General features: G+C 68.4%; 18 protein-coding genes, 1 pseudogene and 1 riboswitch. Of the genes and pseudogenes, 6 read left to right on the forward strand and 13 right to left on the reverse strand.

What is annotated here, in order from left to right:
* Positions 1 to 2 precede the first annotated feature (2 nt).
* From LTT66_RS06850 to LTT66_RS06860, 3 genes are read right to left on the reverse strand one after another with little or no spacing between them, the layout of a single operon-like run.
* Positions 3 to 497 (reverse strand): barstar family protein, encoded by a 495-nt coding sequence (locus LTT66_RS06850; protein WP_233065276.1) that lies wholly within the window; start codon positions 495 to 497, stop codon positions 3 to 5.
* The gene (locus LTT66_RS06855; protein WP_233065278.1) at positions 497 to 991 is read right to left on the reverse strand and encodes a ribonuclease domain-containing protein; all 495 of its coding nucleotides are present in this window, start codon (positions 989 to 991) and stop codon (positions 497 to 499) included. The genes LTT66_RS06850 and LTT66_RS06855 overlap by 1 nt, the downstream gene beginning before the upstream one ends.
* Complete coding sequence (locus tag LTT66_RS06860; RefSeq protein ID WP_233065280.1) at positions 988 to 1,764, reverse strand: exodeoxyribonuclease III; 777 nt, start codon at positions 1,762 to 1,764, stop codon at positions 988 to 990. The genes LTT66_RS06855 and LTT66_RS06860 overlap by 4 nt, the downstream gene beginning before the upstream one ends.
* A 62-nt stretch (positions 1,765 to 1,826) precedes the next feature.
* On the opposite strand from LTT66_RS06860, the gene LTT66_RS06865 reads away from it, so the two are divergent.
* Positions 1,827 to 2,717 carry an alpha/beta fold hydrolase gene (locus LTT66_RS06865; RefSeq protein WP_233065283.1) on the forward strand — a complete coding sequence of 297 codons (891 nt, stop codon included), beginning with the start codon at positions 1,827 to 1,829 and terminating at the stop codon, positions 2,715 to 2,717.
* Between the two features lie 134 nt (positions 2,718 to 2,851).
* Here the strand turns inward: LTT66_RS06865 and LTT66_RS06870 are convergent, their stop codons facing one another.
* From LTT66_RS06870 to LTT66_RS06890, 5 genes are all read right to left on the reverse strand, one after another.
* Positions 2,852 to 4,096 carry an acyl-CoA dehydrogenase family protein gene (locus LTT66_RS06870; RefSeq protein ID WP_233065285.1) on the reverse strand — a complete coding sequence of 415 codons (1,245 nt, stop codon included), beginning with the start codon at positions 4,094 to 4,096 and terminating at the stop codon, positions 2,852 to 2,854.
* 26 nt (positions 4,097 to 4,122) lie between these two features.
* Complete coding sequence (locus LTT66_RS06875; protein ID WP_233065288.1) at positions 4,123 to 4,998, reverse strand: SDR family oxidoreductase; 876 nt, start codon at positions 4,996 to 4,998, stop codon at positions 4,123 to 4,125.
* A 73-nt stretch (positions 4,999 to 5,071) separates the two neighbouring features.
* Positions 5,072 to 5,950 (reverse strand): MaoC/PaaZ C-terminal domain-containing protein, encoded by an 879-nt coding sequence (locus LTT66_RS06880; RefSeq protein ID WP_233065290.1) that lies wholly within the window; start codon positions 5,948 to 5,950, stop codon positions 5,072 to 5,074.
* 220 nt (positions 5,951 to 6,170) lie between these two features.
* Positions 6,171 to 6,608 (reverse strand): type II toxin-antitoxin system Rv0910 family toxin, encoded by a 438-nt coding sequence (locus LTT66_RS06885; protein ID WP_195067290.1) that lies wholly within the window; start codon positions 6,606 to 6,608, stop codon positions 6,171 to 6,173.
* A gap of 44 nt (positions 6,609 to 6,652) precedes the next feature.
* Complete coding sequence (locus LTT66_RS06890; protein WP_233065292.1) at positions 6,653 to 7,870, reverse strand: lipid-transfer protein; 1,218 nt, start codon at positions 7,868 to 7,870, stop codon at positions 6,653 to 6,655.
* A 397-nt stretch (positions 7,871 to 8,267) separates the two neighbouring features.
* Between LTT66_RS06890 and LTT66_RS06895 the strand changes: the two genes are divergently transcribed.
* Positions 8,268 to 8,849 (forward strand): TetR/AcrR family transcriptional regulator, encoded by a 582-nt coding sequence (locus tag LTT66_RS06895; protein ID WP_233069044.1) that lies wholly within the window; start codon positions 8,268 to 8,270, stop codon positions 8,847 to 8,849.
* Positions 8,850 to 8,917: 68 nt separating this feature from the next.
* Here the strand turns inward: LTT66_RS06895 and LTT66_RS06900 are convergent, their stop codons facing one another.
* The 3 genes from LTT66_RS06900 to LTT66_RS06910 form a co-directional block, all read right to left on the reverse strand.
* Positions 8,918 to 9,730: a toxin glutamine deamidase domain-containing protein gene (locus LTT66_RS06900; RefSeq protein WP_233065294.1), complete on the reverse strand. Its 813-nt coding sequence runs from the start codon at positions 9,728 to 9,730 to the stop codon at positions 8,918 to 8,920.
* Positions 9,731 to 9,853: 123 nt separating this feature from the next.
* Positions 9,854 to 11,008 (reverse strand): MFS transporter, encoded by a 1,155-nt coding sequence (locus LTT66_RS06905; RefSeq protein WP_233069046.1) that lies wholly within the window; start codon positions 11,006 to 11,008, stop codon positions 9,854 to 9,856.
* Between the two features lie 385 nt (positions 11,009 to 11,393).
* Positions 11,394 to 12,482, reverse strand: coding sequence for a GlxA family transcriptional regulator (locus tag LTT66_RS06910; RefSeq protein WP_233065296.1), 1,089 nt, complete (start codon positions 12,480 to 12,482; stop codon positions 11,394 to 11,396).
* Positions 12,483 to 12,607: 125 nt separating this feature from the next.
* On the opposite strand from LTT66_RS06910, the gene LTT66_RS06915 reads away from it, so the two are divergent.
* Entirely contained in the window at positions 12,608 to 13,501 is an 894-nt protein-coding gene (locus LTT66_RS06915; protein WP_233065299.1) for an NAD(P)-dependent oxidoreductase, read from the forward strand.
* Positions 13,502 to 13,653: 152 nt separating this feature from the next.
* On the opposite strand, the gene LTT66_RS06920 is transcribed toward LTT66_RS06915, so the two are convergent.
* Both LTT66_RS06920 and LTT66_RS06925 read right to left on the reverse strand, forming a co-directional pair.
* Entirely contained in the window at positions 13,654 to 14,871 is a 1,218-nt protein-coding gene (locus tag LTT66_RS06920) for an NADP-dependent isocitrate dehydrogenase (protein WP_040864988.1), read from the reverse strand.
* Between the two features lie 361 nt (positions 14,872 to 15,232).
* Complete coding sequence (locus tag LTT66_RS06925) at positions 15,233 to 16,732, reverse strand: MFS transporter (RefSeq protein ID WP_195098602.1); 1,500 nt, start codon at positions 16,730 to 16,732, stop codon at positions 15,233 to 15,235.
* Between the two features lie 128 nt (positions 16,733 to 16,860).
* Between LTT66_RS06925 and LTT66_RS06930 the strand changes: the two genes are divergently transcribed.
* From LTT66_RS06930 to metX, 3 genes and pseudogenes are all read left to right on the forward strand, one after another.
* On the forward strand, positions 16,861 to 17,589 hold the full coding sequence (locus LTT66_RS06930; protein ID WP_233065302.1) for a TetR/AcrR family transcriptional regulator: 729 nt from the start codon (positions 16,861 to 16,863) through the stop codon (positions 17,587 to 17,589).
* A 26-nt stretch (positions 17,590 to 17,615) separates the two neighbouring features.
* Positions 17,616 to 17,726: riboswitch (SAM riboswitch) on the forward strand.
* A gap of 226 nt (positions 17,727 to 17,952) precedes the next feature.
* Positions 17,953 to 18,132, forward strand: a pseudogene (locus LTT66_RS06935) (PLP-dependent transferase); the annotation flags it as partial.
* Positions 18,129 to 19,286 carry a homoserine O-acetyltransferase MetX gene (gene metX, locus LTT66_RS06940; RefSeq protein ID WP_195067284.1) on the forward strand — a complete coding sequence of 386 codons (1,158 nt, stop codon included), beginning with the start codon at positions 18,129 to 18,131 and terminating at the stop codon, positions 19,284 to 19,286. The pseudogene LTT66_RS06935 and the gene metX, both read left to right, overlap by 4 nt.
* The last annotated feature ends 20 nt before the right edge of the window (positions 19,287 to 19,306 follow it).

The following is a 19,306-nucleotide window of genomic DNA, read 5'->3' on the forward strand; positions in this document are numbered from 1 at the left end:
GGTCACAGGAGCAGGGACACATCCTCGAGGTCGGGCGCGTCGCCCTGCAGCACCACCCGGAACAGCACGTCGCGCCGTGACCAGTAAGCCGCGCAATCCCGCATGGCCTCGGCGAACCAGTCGCGCTCGATCGGCTCCTCGGCGAGCAGTTCGGCCGAGTCGCGCACCACGGCAACGTATCCGGCCCCTTCGCCGAGGAAATCGTCCAGGTCGCGCAGGCATTCGTCGAAGGCGTCCTTGTTCCCCCCGAAGTAGTACGGGAACTGGAACGCGGCGGCGAACTCGTCGAACAGGCGGGCGGTGGTGGGCATCTTCGTGCCGCGAACCTCGCGCACCAGATAGCCGGGGGGCGCCTTGTCGCGCACCCCGCTGAACTCGGCCGCGTCGACCGCGAGGGCGCCGAAGGTGACCCGCGGCGGGGCGAGTTCGGCACGGGGCGGCGCATCGTCCGCGTCGGGACGGGCAAGGAACTGCGACAGCGTGACGGTCTTTGTCATCAGCGCATCCTCGTGAAGGTCTTGTAGTGGTCACCGGTGTACCACGCCGAGCCGTCGCTGCCGGTGACGATGCGTTCGGCGTCGCGGGACCGGCCGGGCTGCTTGGGATTGACGTCCCATTCCTGATAGGTGATCGACTTCCCGGAGCCGTCCGTGGCGGGCAGGTCGCCGCCGCGGTTCATCCATCGCTCGCCCCCTTTGGTACCCGGCGCGTTCGCCGAGCCCGGCCAGCGGCCCGCGTCGATCTCGCGCAGCGTTGCGTACGCGCGCTCCGGTACGCCGACGGCCTGGGTGACCGGCGACGCGGTGTCCCCGCCGCGCGGTGCGGTGGTGGGCAAGGTGACGGTGCTCGCAGCGACGGTGCTCGCGCGACTCGACGAGGGGGACGTGGTGGCATCGCCACCGTCGTACAGAGCCAGCACGGCGGCGATCAGCACCAGAGCGACCGCGCCGAGCATTCCGAGTACGCGCTTGGTCAACGGCGACCGGTTCATCGGTACTGCACCGTGACGGGCGCGTGGTCGGACCAGCGCTGGTCATAGGTCGCGGCGCGCTCCACCACCGCCTCTTTCGCACGGGCGGCAAGTTCGCCGCGCACCAGCTGATAGTCGATGCGCCAGCCGCTGTCGTTGTCGAACGCGCGACCACGGTAGGACCACCAGCTGTAGGGGCCATCGACCCCGGGGTTCAGGCTGCGCACCACATCGGCGTATCCCGCGGCCAGCAACTCATCGATCCACGCCCGCTCCTGCGGCAGGAACCCGGCCGACTTCAGGTTGCCCTTCCAGTTCTTCAGGTCACGCTCGGTGTGCGCGATATTCCAGTCCCCGGCCACCACGAAATCTCCGGTGCGGGCAGTGAGGTAGGCACCGAGTTCGGCCATGAACCGATACTTCTCGTCCTGGCGCACGGTGCCCGCGTCACCGGAGTGCACGTAGACGCTCGCGACGGTGACGTCGTCGAAGTCGGCCTCGAGATAGCGACCCGCGGCCGCGAACTCACTGCTGCCGAAGCCGATTCGCACGGCGCTCGGCGCCCGGCGGGACAGGATGCCCACTCCGGCGCGGCCCTTGGACTCCGGCTCGGCGTGCGAGAGCTGCCATCCCGCGTCGAGCGCCGGCGCGAGCGCGGCTCTGACCTGCTCGTCGGTGGCCCGGGTCTCCTGCACGCAGACGATGTCGGCCTCGGTGACCGCGAGCCAGTCCAGCAGCCCCTTGCCCGCGGCCGCGCGGACACCGTTCACGTTCACTGTCGAGATATACGGCACTCCACGACCGTACAATGCTGGTCTGATGAAGTCCCCCGGACACTGCCGTCCAGGAAGGGGTGATGACGATGTCGTCTGACGCCTCCCAGTCCTCCACCGCCGCCGCGCGCGGCTCCACCCGGGCGAACCAGCCCCAGCCGATCAAGGCATTGCACCTGGGTTCCGGCGATCCCTTGCTGTTGCTGCACGGATTCATGATGTCGCCGCACGCCTGGGAGCAGACCGCGGCGCGGCTGTCGACGCACTGCGAAGTGTTCGCGCCCGCCTTCGCGGGCCACTGGGGCGGCGCACCCAGCGACGGCCGATCGGTCGACGTGTACGCGCTCGCCGACCGGATCTGCGAACAGCTCGACGAACTGGGCTGGCGCACTTGCCATATCGCGGGCAACTCGCTCGGCGGCCTGGTCGGCGTCGAACTCGCCCGGCGCGGACGCGCCCGCACCCTCACGCTCATCGCGCCCGCGGGCGGCTGGCACGCGCCCTCGCTGACCCAGTGGCGGATCAACCTGAAATTCCTCTCCCTGGTGCCACTCGTCGAAATCGGCAAGCGGCTGGGCGGATTCGCGATCGGCAACCCACTCGCCCAGCGCGTCGCCCTGCTCGCGCTGAGCAAGAACGCCGCCGCGGTATCCCGCCGCGACGCCGCCGCGGCCCTCGCGGCCGCGCTGAACTGCTCGGCGATGATCCCGATGATCCTCGGCGCGATGCGAGCGCCGGCTCAGGAGGACCTGTCCACCCTGCGGACGCCGGTCCGGCTGCTGCTCTCGGAGTACGACCGGGTCATCCCCAACCGCGTCTACGCCCGCCGCTACCTGAAGGAACTGCCCGAATCCGCCGACCGCATCCTGGTCAACGGCGTCGGGCACGTACCGATGCTGGAAGCGCCCGACCGCATCGCCACCCTCATCGCCGAGCACGTCTACGCCAGCCGCACGCGCCTGCGCGCTGTGTAGTTCGGCCGCGACTTCGTCGCGGCGTGTTCGCGGCCCGCCTCGGGCGAAGTCGGAGACGGGCCGAGCCGGGCGCCCGGAGGTGGCACCGCTTCCACCGCGAGTGAAGTCGTCTTGGGCGCTGACGTCCCCGGGAATTACTGTGCGAGCAGACCCTTCGCTATGTGGGTCACCTGGATCTCGTTGCTGCCCGCGTAGATCATCAGCGACTTGGCGTCGCGTGCGAGTTGCTCCACGCGGTATTCGGTCATGTACCCGTTGCCGCCGAAGAGCTGGACCGCTTCCATGGCCACCTCGGTGGCCGCCTCGCTGGCGTACAGCTTCATCGCCGACGCCTCGGCCAGGGTCGGCGGTTTGCCCGCCCTGCCTCGCTCCAGGGTGTTGAACACCATGTTCTGCACGTTGATCCGGGCGATCTCCATCTTCGCCAGTTTCAGCTGGACCAACTGGAATCGACCGATCTCCTGGCCCCAGAGCTTGCGGCTCTTGGCGTACTCCACGCACAGCCGATGGCACTCGTTGATGATGCCCAGCGCCATGAATGCCACGCCGATCCGCTCGGCGGTGAAGCTGGAGCGGGCGCTGTCGCGGCCGTCGCCGCCCCGGTGCTCCTCGGTCTCGCCGAGCAGCCGGTCCCGGCCGACGCGCACGTTGTCGAAGAACAGCTCACCGGTCGGCGAGGAGTGCAGGCCCATCTTCTTGAACGGCTTGCCCTGGGTGAGGCCGGGCATGCCCTTGTCCAGGACGAAGGTGAGCACCTTGCGTTCGCGCCTGTCGCCACCCGCGCCATCGTCCAGCTTCGCGTAGACGATCATCACGTCGGCGTGGGGGCCGTTGGTGATGAAGGTCTTCTGGCCGTTGAGCAGGTAGTCCTCGCCGTCGCGCTTGACGTAGGTCTTCATGCCGCCGAACGCGTCGGAACCGGAGTCCGGTTCGGTGATCGCCCAGGACGCGACCTTCCGCATGGTGACGATGTCCTCCAGCCAGCGCTGCTTCTGCGCCAGCGTCCCCCGTGACATGATCGTGGTGGCGCCGAGACCGATGCTCACCCCCATCGCGGTGACCAGGCCCATGCACACCCCGGACAACTCACCGATGAGCACCGCCATCAGCGATTCCTGGCCGGCGAACGGGCTGCCGCCGGATGCCTTCTTCTCCGGCTTCGGCTCCCCCGCCTCCCGCGCCGCCTGCTTGGCCAGCATCTTCTGCACGGCCTCGCCGCCCATCACGTCGATGCCGAACTCTGCGAACAATTTCCGGATGACGGGGTAGGGCGGCAGTTCACCGCTGTCGAGCGCGTCCAGGTTGGGGCGGACCTCCTTGTCGATGAACGCCCGGACGGCGTCACGGATCATCACATCGGTCTCGGACCATTCGAACATCGTCGTTCTCCTCACGTTCCCCGAGGTCAGGGCAGCCGGGCGGCGATGTCGTCGATCAGCCAGGGACCCTCGGTCTCGATGGTCTTCACATCGTGCCAACCGGCCAACTCGGAGATCGCGCCGCCCTGCACCGCGAACACCTTGCCGGTGATCGGGCAGGTTTCGGCGGCCAGATAGGCGACCAGCGGGGCGATGTTGGCGGGGGCGAAGGCGTCGAATCCGCCCTCGGACGCTTCCGCCTCCGCCGCCAGCATCTCGCCCATGCCGGGAGTGGACAGGGTGAGCCGGGTGCGCGCGATCGGAGCGATCGCGTTCACCCGCACGCCGTAACGCCCCAGTTCCTCGGCGGCCACCAGGGTCAGCGCCGCGATCCCGGCCTTCGCCGCGCCGTAGTTGGCCTGACCCGCGTTCGGCAGGGTGGTGCCGGACGCCGAAGCGGTGTTGATCACCGCGGCCTTGGGCTGGTTGCCCGCCTTGGACTGCTGCTTCCAGTACGCCGCGGCGTGGTGCAGCACCGCCGCGTGTCCCTTGAGGTGCACGGCGATCACCGCGTCCCACTGCGCCTCGTCCATGCCCGCGATGAAGGCGTCGCGCAGAATGCCCGCGTTGTTGACCACGACGTCGAGGCCACCGAACTCGGTGACCGCCTGTTCGACGAGCTTCTGCGCGCCGTCCCAGGTCGCGACGTCGTCGGAATTGGCCACCGCCGTGCCGCCCGCGGCGACGATCTCGCGCACCACCTCCTGGGCGGGACCGGAGTCGGTGCCCTCCCCCGCGTTGCTGCCGCCGAGATCGTTGACGACCACCGCGGCCCCCTCCCTCGCGAACAGCAGTGCGTGCTCGCGGCCGATGCCGCGGCCCGCGCCGGTGATGACGGCGACCCGTCCGGCCAGTGCGCCCATGTTGTCTCCTGAAATTCCGCCGAATCCGGCGTGGGGTGGAAAGGTGCGGCGCAACCGCGCCGCCGCACCGGGATCAGTCGGCGATCTCCGCCAGTCCGTCGCTGAGCACGACGTCGTCGCCGCGCACGGTCTCGAAGGCGTACCGGGTGACGCCGTCGGCCGAGCCGGCCTTCCAGATGCGGGTCTCCAGGTCGTCGCCGGGGAAGACCAGCTTGGCGAAGCGCACCGCGAACCGCCTGAGCCGGTGCACATCCGATGCCGCGACCTCGGTGAGCACCGCCCAGGACGCGAAAGCCATGGTGCACAGCCCATGCGCGATGATGCCGGGCAGTCCGGCATCCTTGGCGACCTGCTCGTCCAGGTGCAGCGGCACCGGATCGCCGGAAGCCGGTGCGTAGCGGAAGGTCTGGTCGTCATCGACGTGCTGCGCCACCACCGCGACCGGCTCCTGCTCGCGCAGGCGTTCATCGAACTTGTGCGCCGGAGCGGCCTCGCCGACCGTCCTACCCGCGTCGATATTGCGGAAGAACGCGGTGAGGTACTGGTCGTTGACCGGTTCGCCCGCCTCGGTGCGGCATTCGATGCGGATGGTGATCGTCGTCCCGTTGGGGCGGCTGGTGTAGCCGATCGCCTTGGCGCGCGACACCAGCCGGTCGCCGGGCCGGATCGCGCGGTGGAAGTGGAAGTCCTGCTCCCCGTGCACGACCCGGCCGAAGATGTCCATCGGGGCGACGTCGATGACCGGCATCATCATGGCCTCGAAAACCGGGACGATGGCGAAGACCGGACCTGCCACCGTCCCGGCCAGATGCGCGGCGATCGGATCGTTGGTCGCGGCGGCGTACTCCGCGACGCGCTCAGCGGTGACCTCGAAACGTTCCTCGTCGCACCAGGTTTCCAGACCGCTGTCATCGAACTCGACCACACGGGCCGCGGCAGTATCGGAACTCATGCCGACACCTTTCCGGCACGAGCGGGGCCCTGCGTGGTCACGCTGCGCTGCCGCCTCCGGGCCTGACCGCTCATGCTGTGTCTCCTGCCGGCACGAGCGGGGCCCTGCGTGGTCACGCTGCGCTGCCGCCTCCGGGCCTGACCGCTCATGCTGTGTCTTCCGCCGGCACGAGCGGGGCCCTGCGTGGTCACGCTGCGCTGCCGCCTCCGGGCCTGACCGCTCATGCCGCTGCGGCCAGGGTGTCGAGCTGTTCGAGCGACCGGTCCAACTGCTTGACGCCGTCCTTTTCCACAGCTTTGCCGAGCGCGCCCTTGATCAAGGCGCCTTCGAAGTCACCGGAGACCAGGATGGTGCTTCCCGCGCCGTTGGGCCTGATGTCGAAGGTGAACTCGGTCTTCACTCCCGCCATTCCGGTTCCGCCGAGGGTCAGCCTGTGCGGCGCGGCCACCGAGACGATGGTCCACTCCAGCTTGTTCGCCATGCCGAGCATCACGATCTTGGCGACCAGTTTGGCGCCCTCGCTCAGCACGGCGGGCGGCTCCTCCATGAAGCGCTCGTGGATGGTGAACCACTTGTCCCAGGTCTGCGGGTCGGAGACGACCGCCCACAGCGCCTCGGGCGTGGCGTTGACGTCCTTGGTGGCTTCGATGTGTCCCATGTGTCGCACTCCTCGTCGAGTTCGTCCGCGGACCGGGCCGCGGTTCAGCGGTCGGCGCGCTGGTAGGCGGTGACGACGGCCGCGCCGCCGAGGCCGATGTTGTGTTGCAGGGCGGCGGTGACGCCGTCCACCTGACGCTTGTCGGCGGTACCGCGCAGCTGCCAGGTCAACTCGGAGCACTGCGCGAGACCCGTCGCACCGAGCGGGTGTCCCTTGGAGATCAGGCCGCCGGAGGGGTTCACCACCCACGTGCCTCCATAGGTGGTCCGGCCATCATCGATCAGCTGCCCCGCCTCGCCTTCCCCGCACAGTCCGAGCGCTTCGTAGAGCAGCAGTTCGTTGGCCGAGAAACAGTCGTGCAGCTCGATGACCTGGAAGTCGTCCGGGCCTAGCCCCGCCTGCTCGTAGACCTTCCGCGCGGCCTGCACGTTCATGTCGTAGCCGATCAGGTTCTTGGCGGTCTCGTCGAAGGTGGAGGCGAAGTCGGTGGTCATCGCCTGGCCGACGATCTCCACCGCCTGCCCGGCGAGGTCGTGGGCGTCGACGAAGGCCTCGCTCGCCAGGATCACCGCGCCGGACCCGTCGGAGGTCGGCGAGCACTGCAGTTTGGTGAGCGGGTCGTAGATCATCCGCGAGCCGAGGATGTCGTCCAGGGTGTACGCGTCCTGGAACTGCGAATACGGGTTGTTCACCGAGTGCTTGTGGTTCTTGTAGCCGATCTTGGCGAAATGCTCGGCGGTGGTGCCGTACTGCTTCATGTGCTCGCGCCCCGCGGCGCCGAACATCCACGGCGCCACCGGGAACAGCACCTCGGAGATCTCGGCCAGCGCCATGACGTGCTTGGCCATGGGCTGCTCGCGATCGTCCCAGGTGGAGCCGAGCGAGCCGGGTTGCATCTTCTCGAAGCCGAGCGCCAGCGTGCATTCCGCCAGACCGCCCCGGATCGCCTGTGCCGCGAGGTACAGCGCCGTCGAGCCGGTGGAGCAGTTGTTGTTCACGTTGACCACCGGAATGCCGGTCATGCCGAGTTCGTAGACGGCACGCTGACCGGAGGTGGATTCGCCGTAGACGTAGCCGACGTAGGCCTGCTCCACCAGGTCGTAGGCGATGCCCGCGTCCGCCAGCGCCTTGGTACCCGATTCCCTGGCCATGTCCGGATAGTCCCAGGCACGGGTGGTGCCGTCGGCTTCCTCGACGAGGCGGCGGCCCGGCTTCTCGAACTTCGTCATGCCGACACCGACGACGTAGACCTTGTTCGCCATCGAACTCCTCAGGTTGTGCGTGCACCGCGGGGGCGGCCGCCCGGAACGAGCTGAAAACAAACATACATATTTGTATGTAAGTGAGCAAGGCTCGATGGCGGAAGTGCCGCGATCACGCAATAACCAGGCAATTGCGTATCGCCTGGTACATACAGTGAGACATGCATGTGTTCTGATCACTGAGCGGTCGCGCCGCCGGTCGAACTCCTCGAGTGCCGAGGCGAACACTCCCCCGCCGATCGCGACCGAGTGACCCATTCTGCGCGTCACCGACTCGCCGGCACCCCATCCTGGCGTCCGGAACATACAGTGCTGTATGTAAGTGTAGGATCTAGCGGTGGCCAGGAGCGTAATCGTGAAACAGCAGCGCCGAACGCAAGAGCAGCGCAGCACCGAGATGCGCACCCGCCTGCTCGACGCGACCGTGGACTGCCTGGTCGAGTACGGATACGCGGGCACCACGACACCGCGGGTAGCCGAACGCGCCGGCGTGACGCGCGGAGCCCAAGTGCATCACTTCGGCTCGAAAACCGATCTGGTGGTCGCCGCGATCAGCCATCTGGCACAGCTGCGCGCCGAGAGCGCCATGCGGGAGATGTCCCGGGTGGAAGCCGGTGACGATCCAGTGGCGGCTGCGCTGGAGTTCCTGTGGGACCTGCACCAGGGGCCACTGTTCATCGCGACCGTCGAACTCTGGGTGGCGGGGCGGACCGATCCGGTGCTGGCCGCGGCGATGCAGAAGGTCGAGCCGTTCGTCAACAACGCCGTCCTGATGGCGGTCGCCCGTTTCGTGCCCGACGACGTGCGCCGCAAGGAGGCGCGCGACTTCGTCTACACGGCCATGGACGCGCTGCGCGGCATCTTGATCTCGAATTTCATCGACGCGGATGCCGAACGGGCGCAGCGCCGTTGGCGCCGTGCCTCGGCACACCTGCACGAGATCGCCGGCCGCGCCCTGGTCGGCCGACCCGCCGAGTAATCCTCGCCGGACCGCTTCGCCGGACCGCGAGGCACCAGAGTCCGGATTCCACCCGCCGCGCGAACGTTTCAGGAGTTGTTGTCGCGCATCGGGAACACGACGTAGTAATCCCCGTCGGGGATGATGTTTTCGTCCGTCACGGTGCCGACTTGACCGTCGAGATAGTAGATCTCGCCGTCGATGTTGGCGACGTTGTAGTGATGCCCGAAAGCGTCGGAGTATCGGTTCCCCGACATGATCGCGTTCTGGCCGGGCTGGTGCAGCCTCTCGGATATCGCTTCGTGGATCTCTCGATGGCTGTCGGCATGGAAACGTTCCGTCGAGGGCTCGATGAACTTCTGGGCCCCGCTCGGCCCCGCGACCGCCGGACGCCCGGCCAAGATGTCGCGCACCGCCCATGAGCACTCCATGCAGTTGCCCGCGGTCCGCGACCTGGTCGGGTTGACCAGCAGCAGTAGTTCGCGCACCTCGGCCAAGGTCGGTGACCGGTCGCCGATCCGGGACAAGATCGTGGCCTGGGCCGCGTAGGCTCGCCGCATCGCCTCCGCCTCCACCGCCGTCGGCTGATGCGCGTTGCGGATCAACCGGGACACGCCTGCGGGGCGTATCTCGGCGAGCGGCACTGTAGCGGATTCTCCGAATCGCGCCGCCGTCGATCCCGCCGAATCGTGGGCGCTTCGAGCGACCGCTTCCGCGCCTTCGCTATCGGCGCGGTCGAACCTCTGCGCCCCCTTGCGCAAGGTGTCGCCCTTTGCCCGATAGAACTGATCCAGTGCCTCACCCGCGGTGAGACGCCGACCATCGGAGTCCTTCCCGGTGCCGAGCAGTTTCTGCAGTTCTCGGCGAACCTCATCCCAAGCTGCCGACAGCGGACCTTTCATTTCGGCTTGGGAGAACCGTGGGCATCCATACGGCCACGGTGCAACGGGCGGCTTACAGTCGTCTTACCGTTGTCTTGTCACGGTCCGCTCCCGGCGATCACCTGGCGACCGATTGCGGCATGATCACCGCGCCGCTACCTGTGCCCGGGATTTCCGCGCGATCCAGACCGTCACGGCGAACAACAACACGCCGGTCGCGGCCAAGCCGGCGCCGACCACGGCCGGAGCCGTATAACCGAGGCCCGCGGCGATGACCAGCCCGCCGAGCCAGGCGCCCGCGGCGTTGGCGATGTTCAGTGCGGCGTGGTTGAGGGCGGCGGCAAGCGTCTGGGCATCGGCCGCGACGTCCATCAGCCGAGTTTGCAGACCGGGCGCCAATGCCGCCCCGGAGGCGCCGACGAGCAACGCGCCGACCGCCGCGGTGTAGGGGTTGTGGGCGGCGGCGACGAAGCCGCCCAGGATGACGGCCATCGCGATCATCGCCGCGAAGACGGCGCGATCCACGCCGCGATCGGCCAGCACACCGCCGACGATGTTGCCGATCACCATGCCCACGCCGAACAGCATCAGCACCAACGGCACCGCACCGGCCCGCAGACCCGCGACGTCGGTGAGCGTGGTCGCGATGTAGGTGTAGACGGCGAACATCCCGCCGAACCCGATGGCGCCGACCAGCAGCGTCAACAGCACCTGAGGACGGCGCAGCGCGCCGAGTTCGGTCATCGGGTTGGTCATCGTGATGCCGGTGAGTTCCGGGACGAAGCGCAGCAACGCGGCCACGGTGGCGATCCCGATCAGCGCGACCACCACGAACGCGTCCCGCCAGCCCAGATGCTGACCGAGCCAGGTGGCCGCGGGAACGCCGACGACATTGGCGGCGCTCAAGCCCAGCATAACCGCGGCAACCGCTTTGGCCCGCTGTCCTACCGGAGCGAGGGTTGCGGCGGCCAAGGAGGCGACACCGAAGTAGGCGCCGTGCGGCAATCCCGAGACGAACCGGGCCAGGACCAGCGTCTCGAACGTGGGCGCCAGCACGGTCGCGGCATTGCCCAGCGTGAAGGCCACCATGAGCGCGATGAGCAGCCGCTTGCGTGCCACCCGCGCGGCCAGCGCGGCGATCAGGGGAGCGCCGATCACCACCCCGAGCGCGTAGGCCGACACCGCGTGCCCCGCCGTCGGCTCGGAGACGTGGACGGCCGACGCGATATCCGGCAGCAACCCCATGGTGACGAATTCGGTTGTGCCGATTCCGAATCCGCCGAGGGCAAGGGCCAGCATGGCGGGCACGTGCCAATCTGTTCGCTCGGGCGGCGCGGCGGTGCTCGTGGTCACGGGACTGGTCACGTGTTCATGTAACCGTTCGCGGGCCGTCTTCGCTTCCCGGGCAAACGTGAGTTCGCCCACCGCGACGTCGATGAATGACGCAGGTCAACCCCAGAATCCCCGCAATAAGGACGAATGACCCGGTCGGCGTGCCACACTCCAGCATCGGCCCGCGCTCCCGATTACCCGACCAACCGCTGCATGCCGAAATGCCTCCGCCCCCGCTCGCTCCTGCCGCGCCCTGATCGTGGGCGAGTCCCGCGTGTCCGATTGCGGCCGCACCCGGACACGTCGAAGGCCGAACACTCGGCCCCACCACGCCTTGATGCGCGGCGACGAGCTACGCGGATCCAGGGGCACTCGCGTGCACCCGGGCGGGCCGAAGACCTCGTGCACCCGCGGGCACGATCACCCCGAACTGCCGCCCCGGGCGGACGTCCGCCGGTTCGCCCTGCCGGAAGGTGCGCCGGTACTCGGCGGGCGATACTCCGACCACACCGGAGAAGTGGCGGCGCAGATTGGTGGCGGTGCCGAGCCCGCACATCCGGCTGATCCGCTCGATGCCGTAATCCGTGGATTCCAGCAGCGATTGGGCATGGGCGAGGCGTTGCCCGAGCAGCCACTGCATCGGGGTGGCGCCCGTGGACCGTTGCAGGCGACGGTGGAAAGTGCGCTCGCTCATGTTCGCCTTGGCGGCCAAGGTCTCCACGGTGAGCGGTTCGGCGAGGTGGGCGATGGCCCACTGGAGCACCGGACCGAGGTCGTCCTCGGCGCGTGCCGGAACCGTCAGGTCGACGAATTGCGCCTGCCCACCCGAGCGGTGCGGCGGGATCACCATGCGGCGGGCCAGCCGGTTGGCCACGGCGGCACCGAGGTCCCGGCGCACCAAGTGCAGGCAGAGGTCCAGCGCGGCGGTCATGCCCGCGCTGGTCAGGATGTCGTCGTCGTCGACGTAGAGCACCGAGCCGTCGACCTCGACGCTCGGATAGCGCTCGGCCAGCAGCGGCGCGTGCTCCCAGTGCGCGGTGACGCGGCGGCCGTGCAGGAGTCCGGCTGCGGCCAGCGCGAAGGTGCCGTCGCACAGGGCCACCATGCGGGAGCCGCGGCGGTGGGCTTCGGCCAATGCGTCGAGCAACTCCCCCGGCAGTTCGCGTTCGGCGGTGACGCAGTCCTGCGCGACGGACGGCACGATCACCGTGTCGGCCGCCAGCAACTCGGCCAGGCCGTATCGCGGGCGCAGGAACGCCCCGAAGCCCATCTCTTGGGTGTCCGGTTCCGGAGTCACCGAGCACACACGCAGCTCATACCAAGGGTCGGCCAGATCGGGCTGCGGCGTGCCGAAGATCGACGCCACCACTCCCAATTCGTAGAGATCCCATGGATGCAGTGCTCCGGGAGCGATCGCCATGGCCACGGTTCTGCCGGTCATACGTCCCAGCATATGGCAGTAAACGTTCGATGCTGGTCAGTCCTGCCACTCACTGTCCTCCGCCCGAAGCGCCGACACTGATCTGCGGGCGCCCCACCCGAACTCACATATCGACGGAGGAACCAATGAACGACAACCGGACCCCGGTCACCGTCCTCGGCCTGGGGCGCATCGGCGCGGCGATCGCCGAGATCTTCCTGCGCGGCGGCCATCCGACCACCGTGTGGAATCGGTCGGCGGGCAAGGACGCGCGACTCGGCGAGCTGGGCGCCACGCGGACGGCTTCGGCGGCCGAGGCGATCGCGGCGGGACGGCTCGTCGTGGTGGCGTTGGCCGACACCGGCGCGGCCGGCGGCCTGCTCGGCGCGATTCCCGACAACCTGGATGGGCGCACCGTCCTGAACGTCGCCACCGGTCGTCCCGACGAGGCGCGCGACCTGGCCGGCGCGATCGACGCCCGCGGCGGGCATTTCCTGGATGCGGGCATCCTCGGCGTCCCGCAAACTCTCGGCACGCCCGACACCCTGCTGATGTACAGCGGCTCCCCCGCCGCACACACCGAACACCGCGCCACCATCGCCCAACTGGGCAACGCGAAGTACCTCGGCGCGGACGCGGGACTGGCGGGCCTGCACGACATGGCCGTGCTGGCGGGCATGTACGGCATGTTCTCCGGATTTTTCCAGGCGGTCGCAATGGTGGGCAGCGCGGACTTCACCGCGGGCGAGTTCACCGACGGCTTCCTGGTCCCATGGCTGCGCTCCCTGCTGGACATGCTGCCCGTGCTCGCCGCCGAGATCGACTCCCAGCAGTACCCGGTCAACTTCTCCGATCTCTCGGTGAACCAGGCCGGTCTGGCCAACATTCGGGTCACGAGCCGCGACCAGGGTGTGGCGACCGACCTGCTCGATCCCCTGCAGCGGTTGTTCGACACCGAAGTCGAACGCGGCAACGGCGCGGCGAGCTTCACCCGGGCCGTCGCGGGCCTGCTCGATCGAGCCGGGGCCGGCGCGAAGTAGCCCCGAAAACAGTCCGGGCACCCGTTCCACCGGAGGTGGGGCGGGTGCCCGATTGTGTCAGCCCGGCGCTGGGTGAGCACCCAGCGCCGGAGTCGGCCGAGGCGACGCGGCTCGGCCCCGCGGTTCGGCGCCCGAGACGGCGCCGCGCGAACTCAGCGCAGTGCGCGAGCCAGGTTGGCGTCCAGCGCGCCGAGGAACTCCTCGGTGCTCAGGTAGCCCTGGTCCCCGCCGACGAGCAGCGCGAGGTCCTTGGTCATCTGGCCGCCCTCGACGGTCTTGATGACGACGTCCTCCAGGGTCTGCGCGAAGCCGATGACCTCGGGAGTGTTGTCCAGCTTGCCGCGGTGCTCGAGGCCCCGGGTCCAGGCGAAGATCGACGCGATCGGGTTGGTCGAGGTCGGCTTGCCCTGCTGGTGCTGGCGGTAGTGCCGGGTGACGGTGCCGTGCGCGGCCTCGGCCTCACAGGTCTGGCCGTCCGGGGTGAGCAGCACCGACGTCATCAGGCCGAGCGAACCGAAGCCCTGGGCCACGGTGTCGGACTGCACGTCGCCGTCGTAGTTCTTGCAGGCCCAGACGTAACCGCCCTCCCATTTCATGGAGGAGGCGACCATGTCGTCGATGAGGCGGTGCTCGTAGGTCAGGCCCGCGGCGTCGAACTGGCTCTTGAACTCGGCGTCGAAGATGTCCTGGAACGTGTCCTTGAACATGCCGTCGTAGGCCTTGAGGATGGTGTTCTTCGTCGACATGTACACCGGGTAGTTCTGCTGCAGGCCGTAGTTGAACGACGCCCGCGCGAAATCCTCGATCGACTTGCGGAAGTTGTACATGCCCATGACGACACCGCCGTCCTCGGGCATCTTCACGACCTCGTGCACGATCGGCTCGCTGCCGTCGTCCGGGGTGAAGGTCAACGTGACGGTGCCGCCCTGGAACACCTTGAAGTCGGTGGCGCGGTACTGGTCACCGAAAGCGTGGCGGCCGATGATGATCGGCTTGGTCCAGCCGGGAACCAGCCGGGGAACGTTCGAGATGATGATCGGGGCGCGGAAGATGGTGCCGCCGAGGATGTTGCGGATGGTGCCGTTGGGCGAACGCCACATCTTCTTGAGACCGAATTCCTTGACCCGCGCCTCGTCCGGGGTGATGGTGGCGCACTTCACACCGACGCCGTGCCGCTTGATGGCCTCGGCGGCGTCGACGGTGACCTGGTCGTCTGTCTTGTCTCGGTATTCGATGCCGAGGTCGTAGTACTCCAGGTTCACGTCGAGATAGGGGTGGATCAGCTTGTCCTTGATGAACTGCCAGATGATCCGGGTCATCTCGTCGCCGTCGAGTTCTACGACGGTGCCTTCAACCTTGATCTTGGACATGGATCTTCGTGTCCTCCTAGGATGGTGCCCTCATTGCACGGCCAGGCGAACACGCTTGTGAGCGGACCCCAGCTGTTCCAACAGACAACGTATATGTCCCGCGTTGTCCGCGAGACGTGTGGTGCAAACAAGACAAGCGTACTGCTGCCGAAGTCCTCACCGCACGGGCAGCCCCCGGAGTGAGCTGGGCCACCTTTGTTACCGATTGGTAGGTCAGCGGTGCCTCTCAGCACCGCGACGGGCACCCGCGCAACCGCCGTCGCCGCTATGATCCGCCTTCCGTTCGAGCTCGGCAACTTCCCCGCAAAACGGCGAGGTCCGCACAACGCCGTGACGTTGCGCGGACCTCGCCGCCGATGGATCAGACCGCGACCGGAACCCGGGCCCCCTCCTCGGAGCCTTCGATCAGGTTCTGCGGCCGGTCCCGGATCATCAGGGCGATGATCGGGATGGCCGCGAGGAAGAACCCGGCGCCGACGTAGAAGGCCACGTCGTAGCTGTGGATCGCGGCGCGCGCGGCCAGGTTGTCGATGCCGGGGTTGTCCTGGGCGAAGGTCTCGGCGACCTGCACCGAGATGGTGGTCAGCAGTGCCGTCCCGACCGCGCCGCCGACCTGCTGCGCCGCGTTCAGCAGCGCGGACGCCACACCCGAGTCCGCTTCCTCCACCTGGTGCAGCGCCACCGTCTGCATCCCGACGAACAGCGGGCCCATGCCGAGCGCGATGAGCACCTGGGCAGGCAGCACCCCGGCGAGGAAGCTGTCGCCGTAGCCGAGCTGCGCCAGCAGTACCAAGCCGATGACACCCAGCACGGCGCCCGCCACCATCAGCGGACGGGGGCCGAGCTTCGGCAGCAGGGCGCTGGTGACACCCGCCGAGATCGCGATGCCCGCCGGGAAGGGCAGGAAGGCGAAGCCGGCTTTCAGCGCCGAGTAGCCCAACGTGATCTGGAAGTAGTAACTCAGGAACAGGAACATCGCGAACATCGCGATCGGGATGAGCAGTGCCGCGAGGAACGCCCCGCCCCGGTTGATCTCGCCCGGGATGTGCAGCGGCAACAGCGGGTTCGACGACCGCCGTTCGATCACCACGAAGGCGGCGAGCAGAACCGGTCCGGCGATCAGCAGCGCCAGGGTGCCACCGGCCAGCCAGCCGTCCTCGGCGGCGCGGCTGAAGCCGTACACGATGGCGATCAGGCCCAGCGTCACCGTGACGGCACCGGGCATGTCGTATCCCCCGACGCGCGGCGCCGGCACGTCCTTCGCCACCCAGGCCAGCGCTCCGAGCAGCGCGAGCAGCGCGATCGGCGTATTGACCAGCAGGCACCAGCGCCACGACGCGTACTCGGTGAGCGCGCCGCCCGCGATCAGGCCGAGCGCCGCACCGCCCGCGGAGATACCCGCGAACACGCCGAAGGCGGTGGCCCGCTCACCTGGCTCGGTGAACGTCACCGACAGCAGCGAGAGCGCGGCCGGGGCCAAGAGTGCGGCGAACGCGCCTTGTAGCGCGCGTCCGGCGAACAACTCCGCACCGTTCTGGGCGAGACCGGCCAGGGCCGAAGCGCCCGCGAAGCCGATCAGGCCGATGATGAAGATCCGGCGGCGCCCCAGGTAGTCGGCCATCCGGCCGCCCAGCAGCAGCAGGCCGCCGAAGATCAGCGTGTAGGCGGTGAGCATCCACTGCCGGTTGCCGTCGCTGATGTCGAGATCACGCTGCGCGAACGGCAGCGAGATGGTCACGATGGTGGCGTCCAGAACCACCATGAGCTGGGCCGATGCGATCACTGCCAGCGCGAGCCAGCGCGCTGAGCCGCCCGGTTTGTGCGGCGCGTGCACCGCTGTCGCCGTGTCCGTCACGGTCATCTCCTCGTCCCTCGATGAACTGAAGCCATCCTGGCATTGGACGCCATTTGTCGTCAAGCGAAAAATGTCGCAATACGACATTTGACTGTTACGGACAGAAGAACGGAGGGTTGGGTTACCATCGGGACATGCTCGAGTCATCGACGTCGATGGGCACGAGCGCCGCTGCAGCTGCCGCGAGCGCCCCGGGCCTGCGCGAACGCAAGAAGCAACAGACCAGGTTGCGCATCATCGCGGCGGCCCTCGACCTGTGCGACGCCCAGGGCTTCGAGGCGACCACGATCGAGCAGATCGCCAACGCCGCGGATGTCTCGCCGCGCACGATCAACCGCTATTTCGACAGCAAAGAGGACATCGTGCTGGGGCCGGTCCAGGACTTCGGCCGCACCGTGGCCGAGACCCTGCGTCAGCTGCCGCGCACCGGCAACGAACTCGCCGCGCTGCGGCAGGCCTTCCTGTCCGTGGTCGATCGAGCCGCCGAGGCGGGTGAGGCCGACCCGCTGTCGTTCCGGCAGTTCCAGAAGATGCAGCGGATCCTGCGCAGCAGTCCGTCGGTCAGCGCGCGCAGTCTCGAACACGCCGACGACAAGAACACCGCCATCGCCGCGGTGGTCGCCGAGCGCCTCGGCACCGAACCGGACGCCCGCGCGGTGCGGCTCATCGTCGGCACCTGGCAGCTGATCGGCCACGTCGGCATGGAGTGCTCGGACGACCTGTTCCTGGACGATGACATGGCCACCGCGGCCCGGGCCGGGCGCTCCAACTTCACCGAGACCTACGACGAATTCGTGCGCAGCTGCTGCGTCGCGCCGACTGCCTCCGATCAGGGGCGTGCGCTGGAGGATTTCGGACGCTGACGGACCGCCGGTTATGATGCCGGGCAGGTCATGAGTATCAGCGCCAAGCCCCGGCTCGCTGGTCGGCAACCCTCCATCCGCGGTGGGGTGCTCCGGGTGATGACCTGGCTCCCGAAAGCCGGGAGCAAGCGCGTACCAGGAGGTCGCCGGCATGTGTTGTTGTTCACACCGCTAACCCCTGCTGTACCGGCGAACACCTTTTGGGAGCAAACCATGAGTGAATCCACCGTGCGCGGGGCCGAACACGACCCGACGCAGTGGTCCTTCGAGACCGAGCAATCGGGCCGGACTCCGGACGGACCGATCGATGCGGCCGCCCTGCCGACCTACCGGACTACGCACCCCACTCAGGTCGGATCAGCCATGCACACCCGCGTGGCTAACATCGGGAAGGTGCGTTCCCTCGTGATTCACCCCGCGTCGACGACGCATTCGCAGCTCACACCCGAGGAACGGCTCGCCCCAGAACCGGTCCGTCTCGCGGTCGGCCTCGAGGACATTCCGGCCGATCTGCGCGCCGGTTTCGCGGCGGCGACGACGTGACCGTGGATACCGAACGGAGCGCCCGGACCTCCGCCGTCGCCCTGCCGCCCTCGGACGGGCAGCTCGGCACCATCGCCATCGGCGATGTGCGACTGGAGAACGGAGCGGTCATCCCGGACGTGCGCCTGGCGGTGCAACGCTGGGGTGAGCTCTCCCCCGGACTGGACAACGTCGTGCTGGTCGAACACGCGCTGACCGGCGATTCGCACGTCGTCGGCAAGCCCGACGACGTACACGAGATGCCCGGCTGGTGGGACGGCATGGTCGGGCCGGGCGCGCCGCTGGACACCGACGAATGGTGTGTGATCGCGACGAACGTGCTCGGCGGCTGCAAGGGCAGCACCGGGCCATCCACTCTCGCCCCTGATGGAAAGCCATGGGGCGCGAGGTTTCCCGAGATCTCCATCCGCGACCAGGTGACCGCGGAGGCCGCTCTGCTGGACCTGCTCGGCGTCGAGCGGCTCGCCGCCGTGGTGGGCGGGTCGATGGGCGGCATGCGGGTGCTGGAGTGGATGGTCGGCGCACCGGAGCGGGTCGCCGCGGCGCTGGTGCTGGCGGTCGGCGCTCGCGCTACCGCCGACCAGATCGGTACCCAGACCACTCAGATCGCGGCGATCAAGGCCGACCCGGACTGGCAGGGCGGTGACTATCACGGCACCGGCCGCGCCCCGACGACGGGCATGGCCCTGGCTCGGCGGATCGCGCACCTGACCTACCGCACCGAATTCGAGCTGGACCACCGATTCGAGAACAAACCGCAGGGCGACGAGGACCCGTGGAACGGCGGCCGGTACGCGGTGCAGAGCTACCTCGACCACCAAGCCGAGAAGTTGTGCCAGCGTTTCGATCCCGCCACCTACGTGTTGCTGACCGAGGCGATGAACCGCCACGACGTCGGCCGTGGTCGCGGCGGCATCGAGGCGGCGCTCGCGGCGACGCCGGTGCCCTGCGTGGTCGGTGGCGTCGACTCCGACCGGCTGTACCCGCTGCGTACCCAGCAGGAGCTCGCCGATCTGCTCCCCGGCTGCGACGGACTGGAGATCGTGCACTCCCGCGACGGGCACGACGGGTTCCTCACCGAGGCGGCGGCGGTGTCGAAACTGCTGACCGAGACCATGCGACTAGCCCGGACCGGTGTGCGACCCGAACGCTGACCGGTTCGCTGGTCGCCACC

Origin of the sequence: Nocardia gipuzkoensis (assembly GCF_021183645.1) — a bacterium.
Classification (GTDB): domain Bacteria; phylum Actinomycetota; class Actinomycetes; order Mycobacteriales; family Mycobacteriaceae; genus Nocardia; species Nocardia abscessus.

Excerpts from the sequence above, each read along its gene's own strand:
- LTT66_RS06930 (WP_233065302.1), top strand. The coding sequence starts at position 16,861 with ATGCTCGAGTCATCGACGTCGATGGGCACGAGCGCCGCTGCAGCTGCC.
- LTT66_RS06905 (WP_233069046.1), bottom strand. The coding sequence starts at position 11,008 with ATGCTGGCCCTTGCCCTCGGCGGATTCGGAATCGGCACAACCGAATTC.
- LTT66_RS06890 (WP_233065292.1), bottom strand. The coding sequence starts at position 7,870 with ATGGCGAACAAGGTCTACGTCGTCGGTGTCGGCATGACGAAGTTCGAG.
- LTT66_RS06920 (WP_040864988.1), bottom strand. The coding sequence starts at position 14,871 with ATGTCCAAGATCAAGGTTGAAGGCACCGTCGTAGAACTCGACGGCGAC.
- LTT66_RS06850 (WP_233065276.1), bottom strand. The coding sequence starts at position 497 with ATGACAAAGACCGTCACGCTGTCGCAGTTCCTTGCCCGTCCCGACGCG.
- LTT66_RS06875 (WP_233065288.1), bottom strand. The coding sequence starts at position 4,998 with ATGGGCGCACTGGCCGGACGGGTCGCCGTCATCACCGGCGCGGGCCGC.
- LTT66_RS06885 (WP_195067290.1), bottom strand. The coding sequence starts at position 6,608 with ATGGGACACATCGAAGCCACCAAGGACGTCAACGCCACGCCCGAGGCG.
- LTT66_RS06915 (WP_233065299.1), top strand. The coding sequence starts at position 12,608 with ATGAACGACAACCGGACCCCGGTCACCGTCCTCGGCCTGGGGCGCATC.
- LTT66_RS06870 (WP_233065285.1), bottom strand. The coding sequence starts at position 4,096 with ATGTTCGAATGGTCCGAGACCGATGTGATGATCCGTGACGCCGTCCGG.
- LTT66_RS06900 (WP_233065294.1), bottom strand. The coding sequence starts at position 9,730 with ATGAAAGGTCCGCTGTCGGCAGCTTGGGATGAGGTTCGCCGAGAACTG.
- LTT66_RS06880 (WP_233065290.1), bottom strand. The coding sequence starts at position 5,950 with ATGAGTTCCGATACTGCCGCGGCCCGTGTGGTCGAGTTCGATGACAGC.
- LTT66_RS06895 (WP_233069044.1), top strand. The coding sequence starts at position 8,268 with ATGCGCACCCGCCTGCTCGACGCGACCGTGGACTGCCTGGTCGAGTAC.
- LTT66_RS06925 (WP_195098602.1), bottom strand. The coding sequence starts at position 16,732 with ATGACCGTGACGGACACGGCGACAGCGGTGCACGCGCCGCACAAACCG.
- LTT66_RS06865 (WP_233065283.1), top strand. The coding sequence starts at position 1,827 with ATGACGATGTCGTCTGACGCCTCCCAGTCCTCCACCGCCGCCGCGCGC.
- LTT66_RS06910 (WP_233065296.1), bottom strand. The coding sequence starts at position 12,482 with ATGACCGGCAGAACCGTGGCCATGGCGATCGCTCCCGGAGCACTGCAT.
- LTT66_RS06855 (WP_233065278.1), bottom strand. The coding sequence starts at position 991 with ATGAACCGGTCGCCGTTGACCAAGCGCGTACTCGGAATGCTCGGCGCG.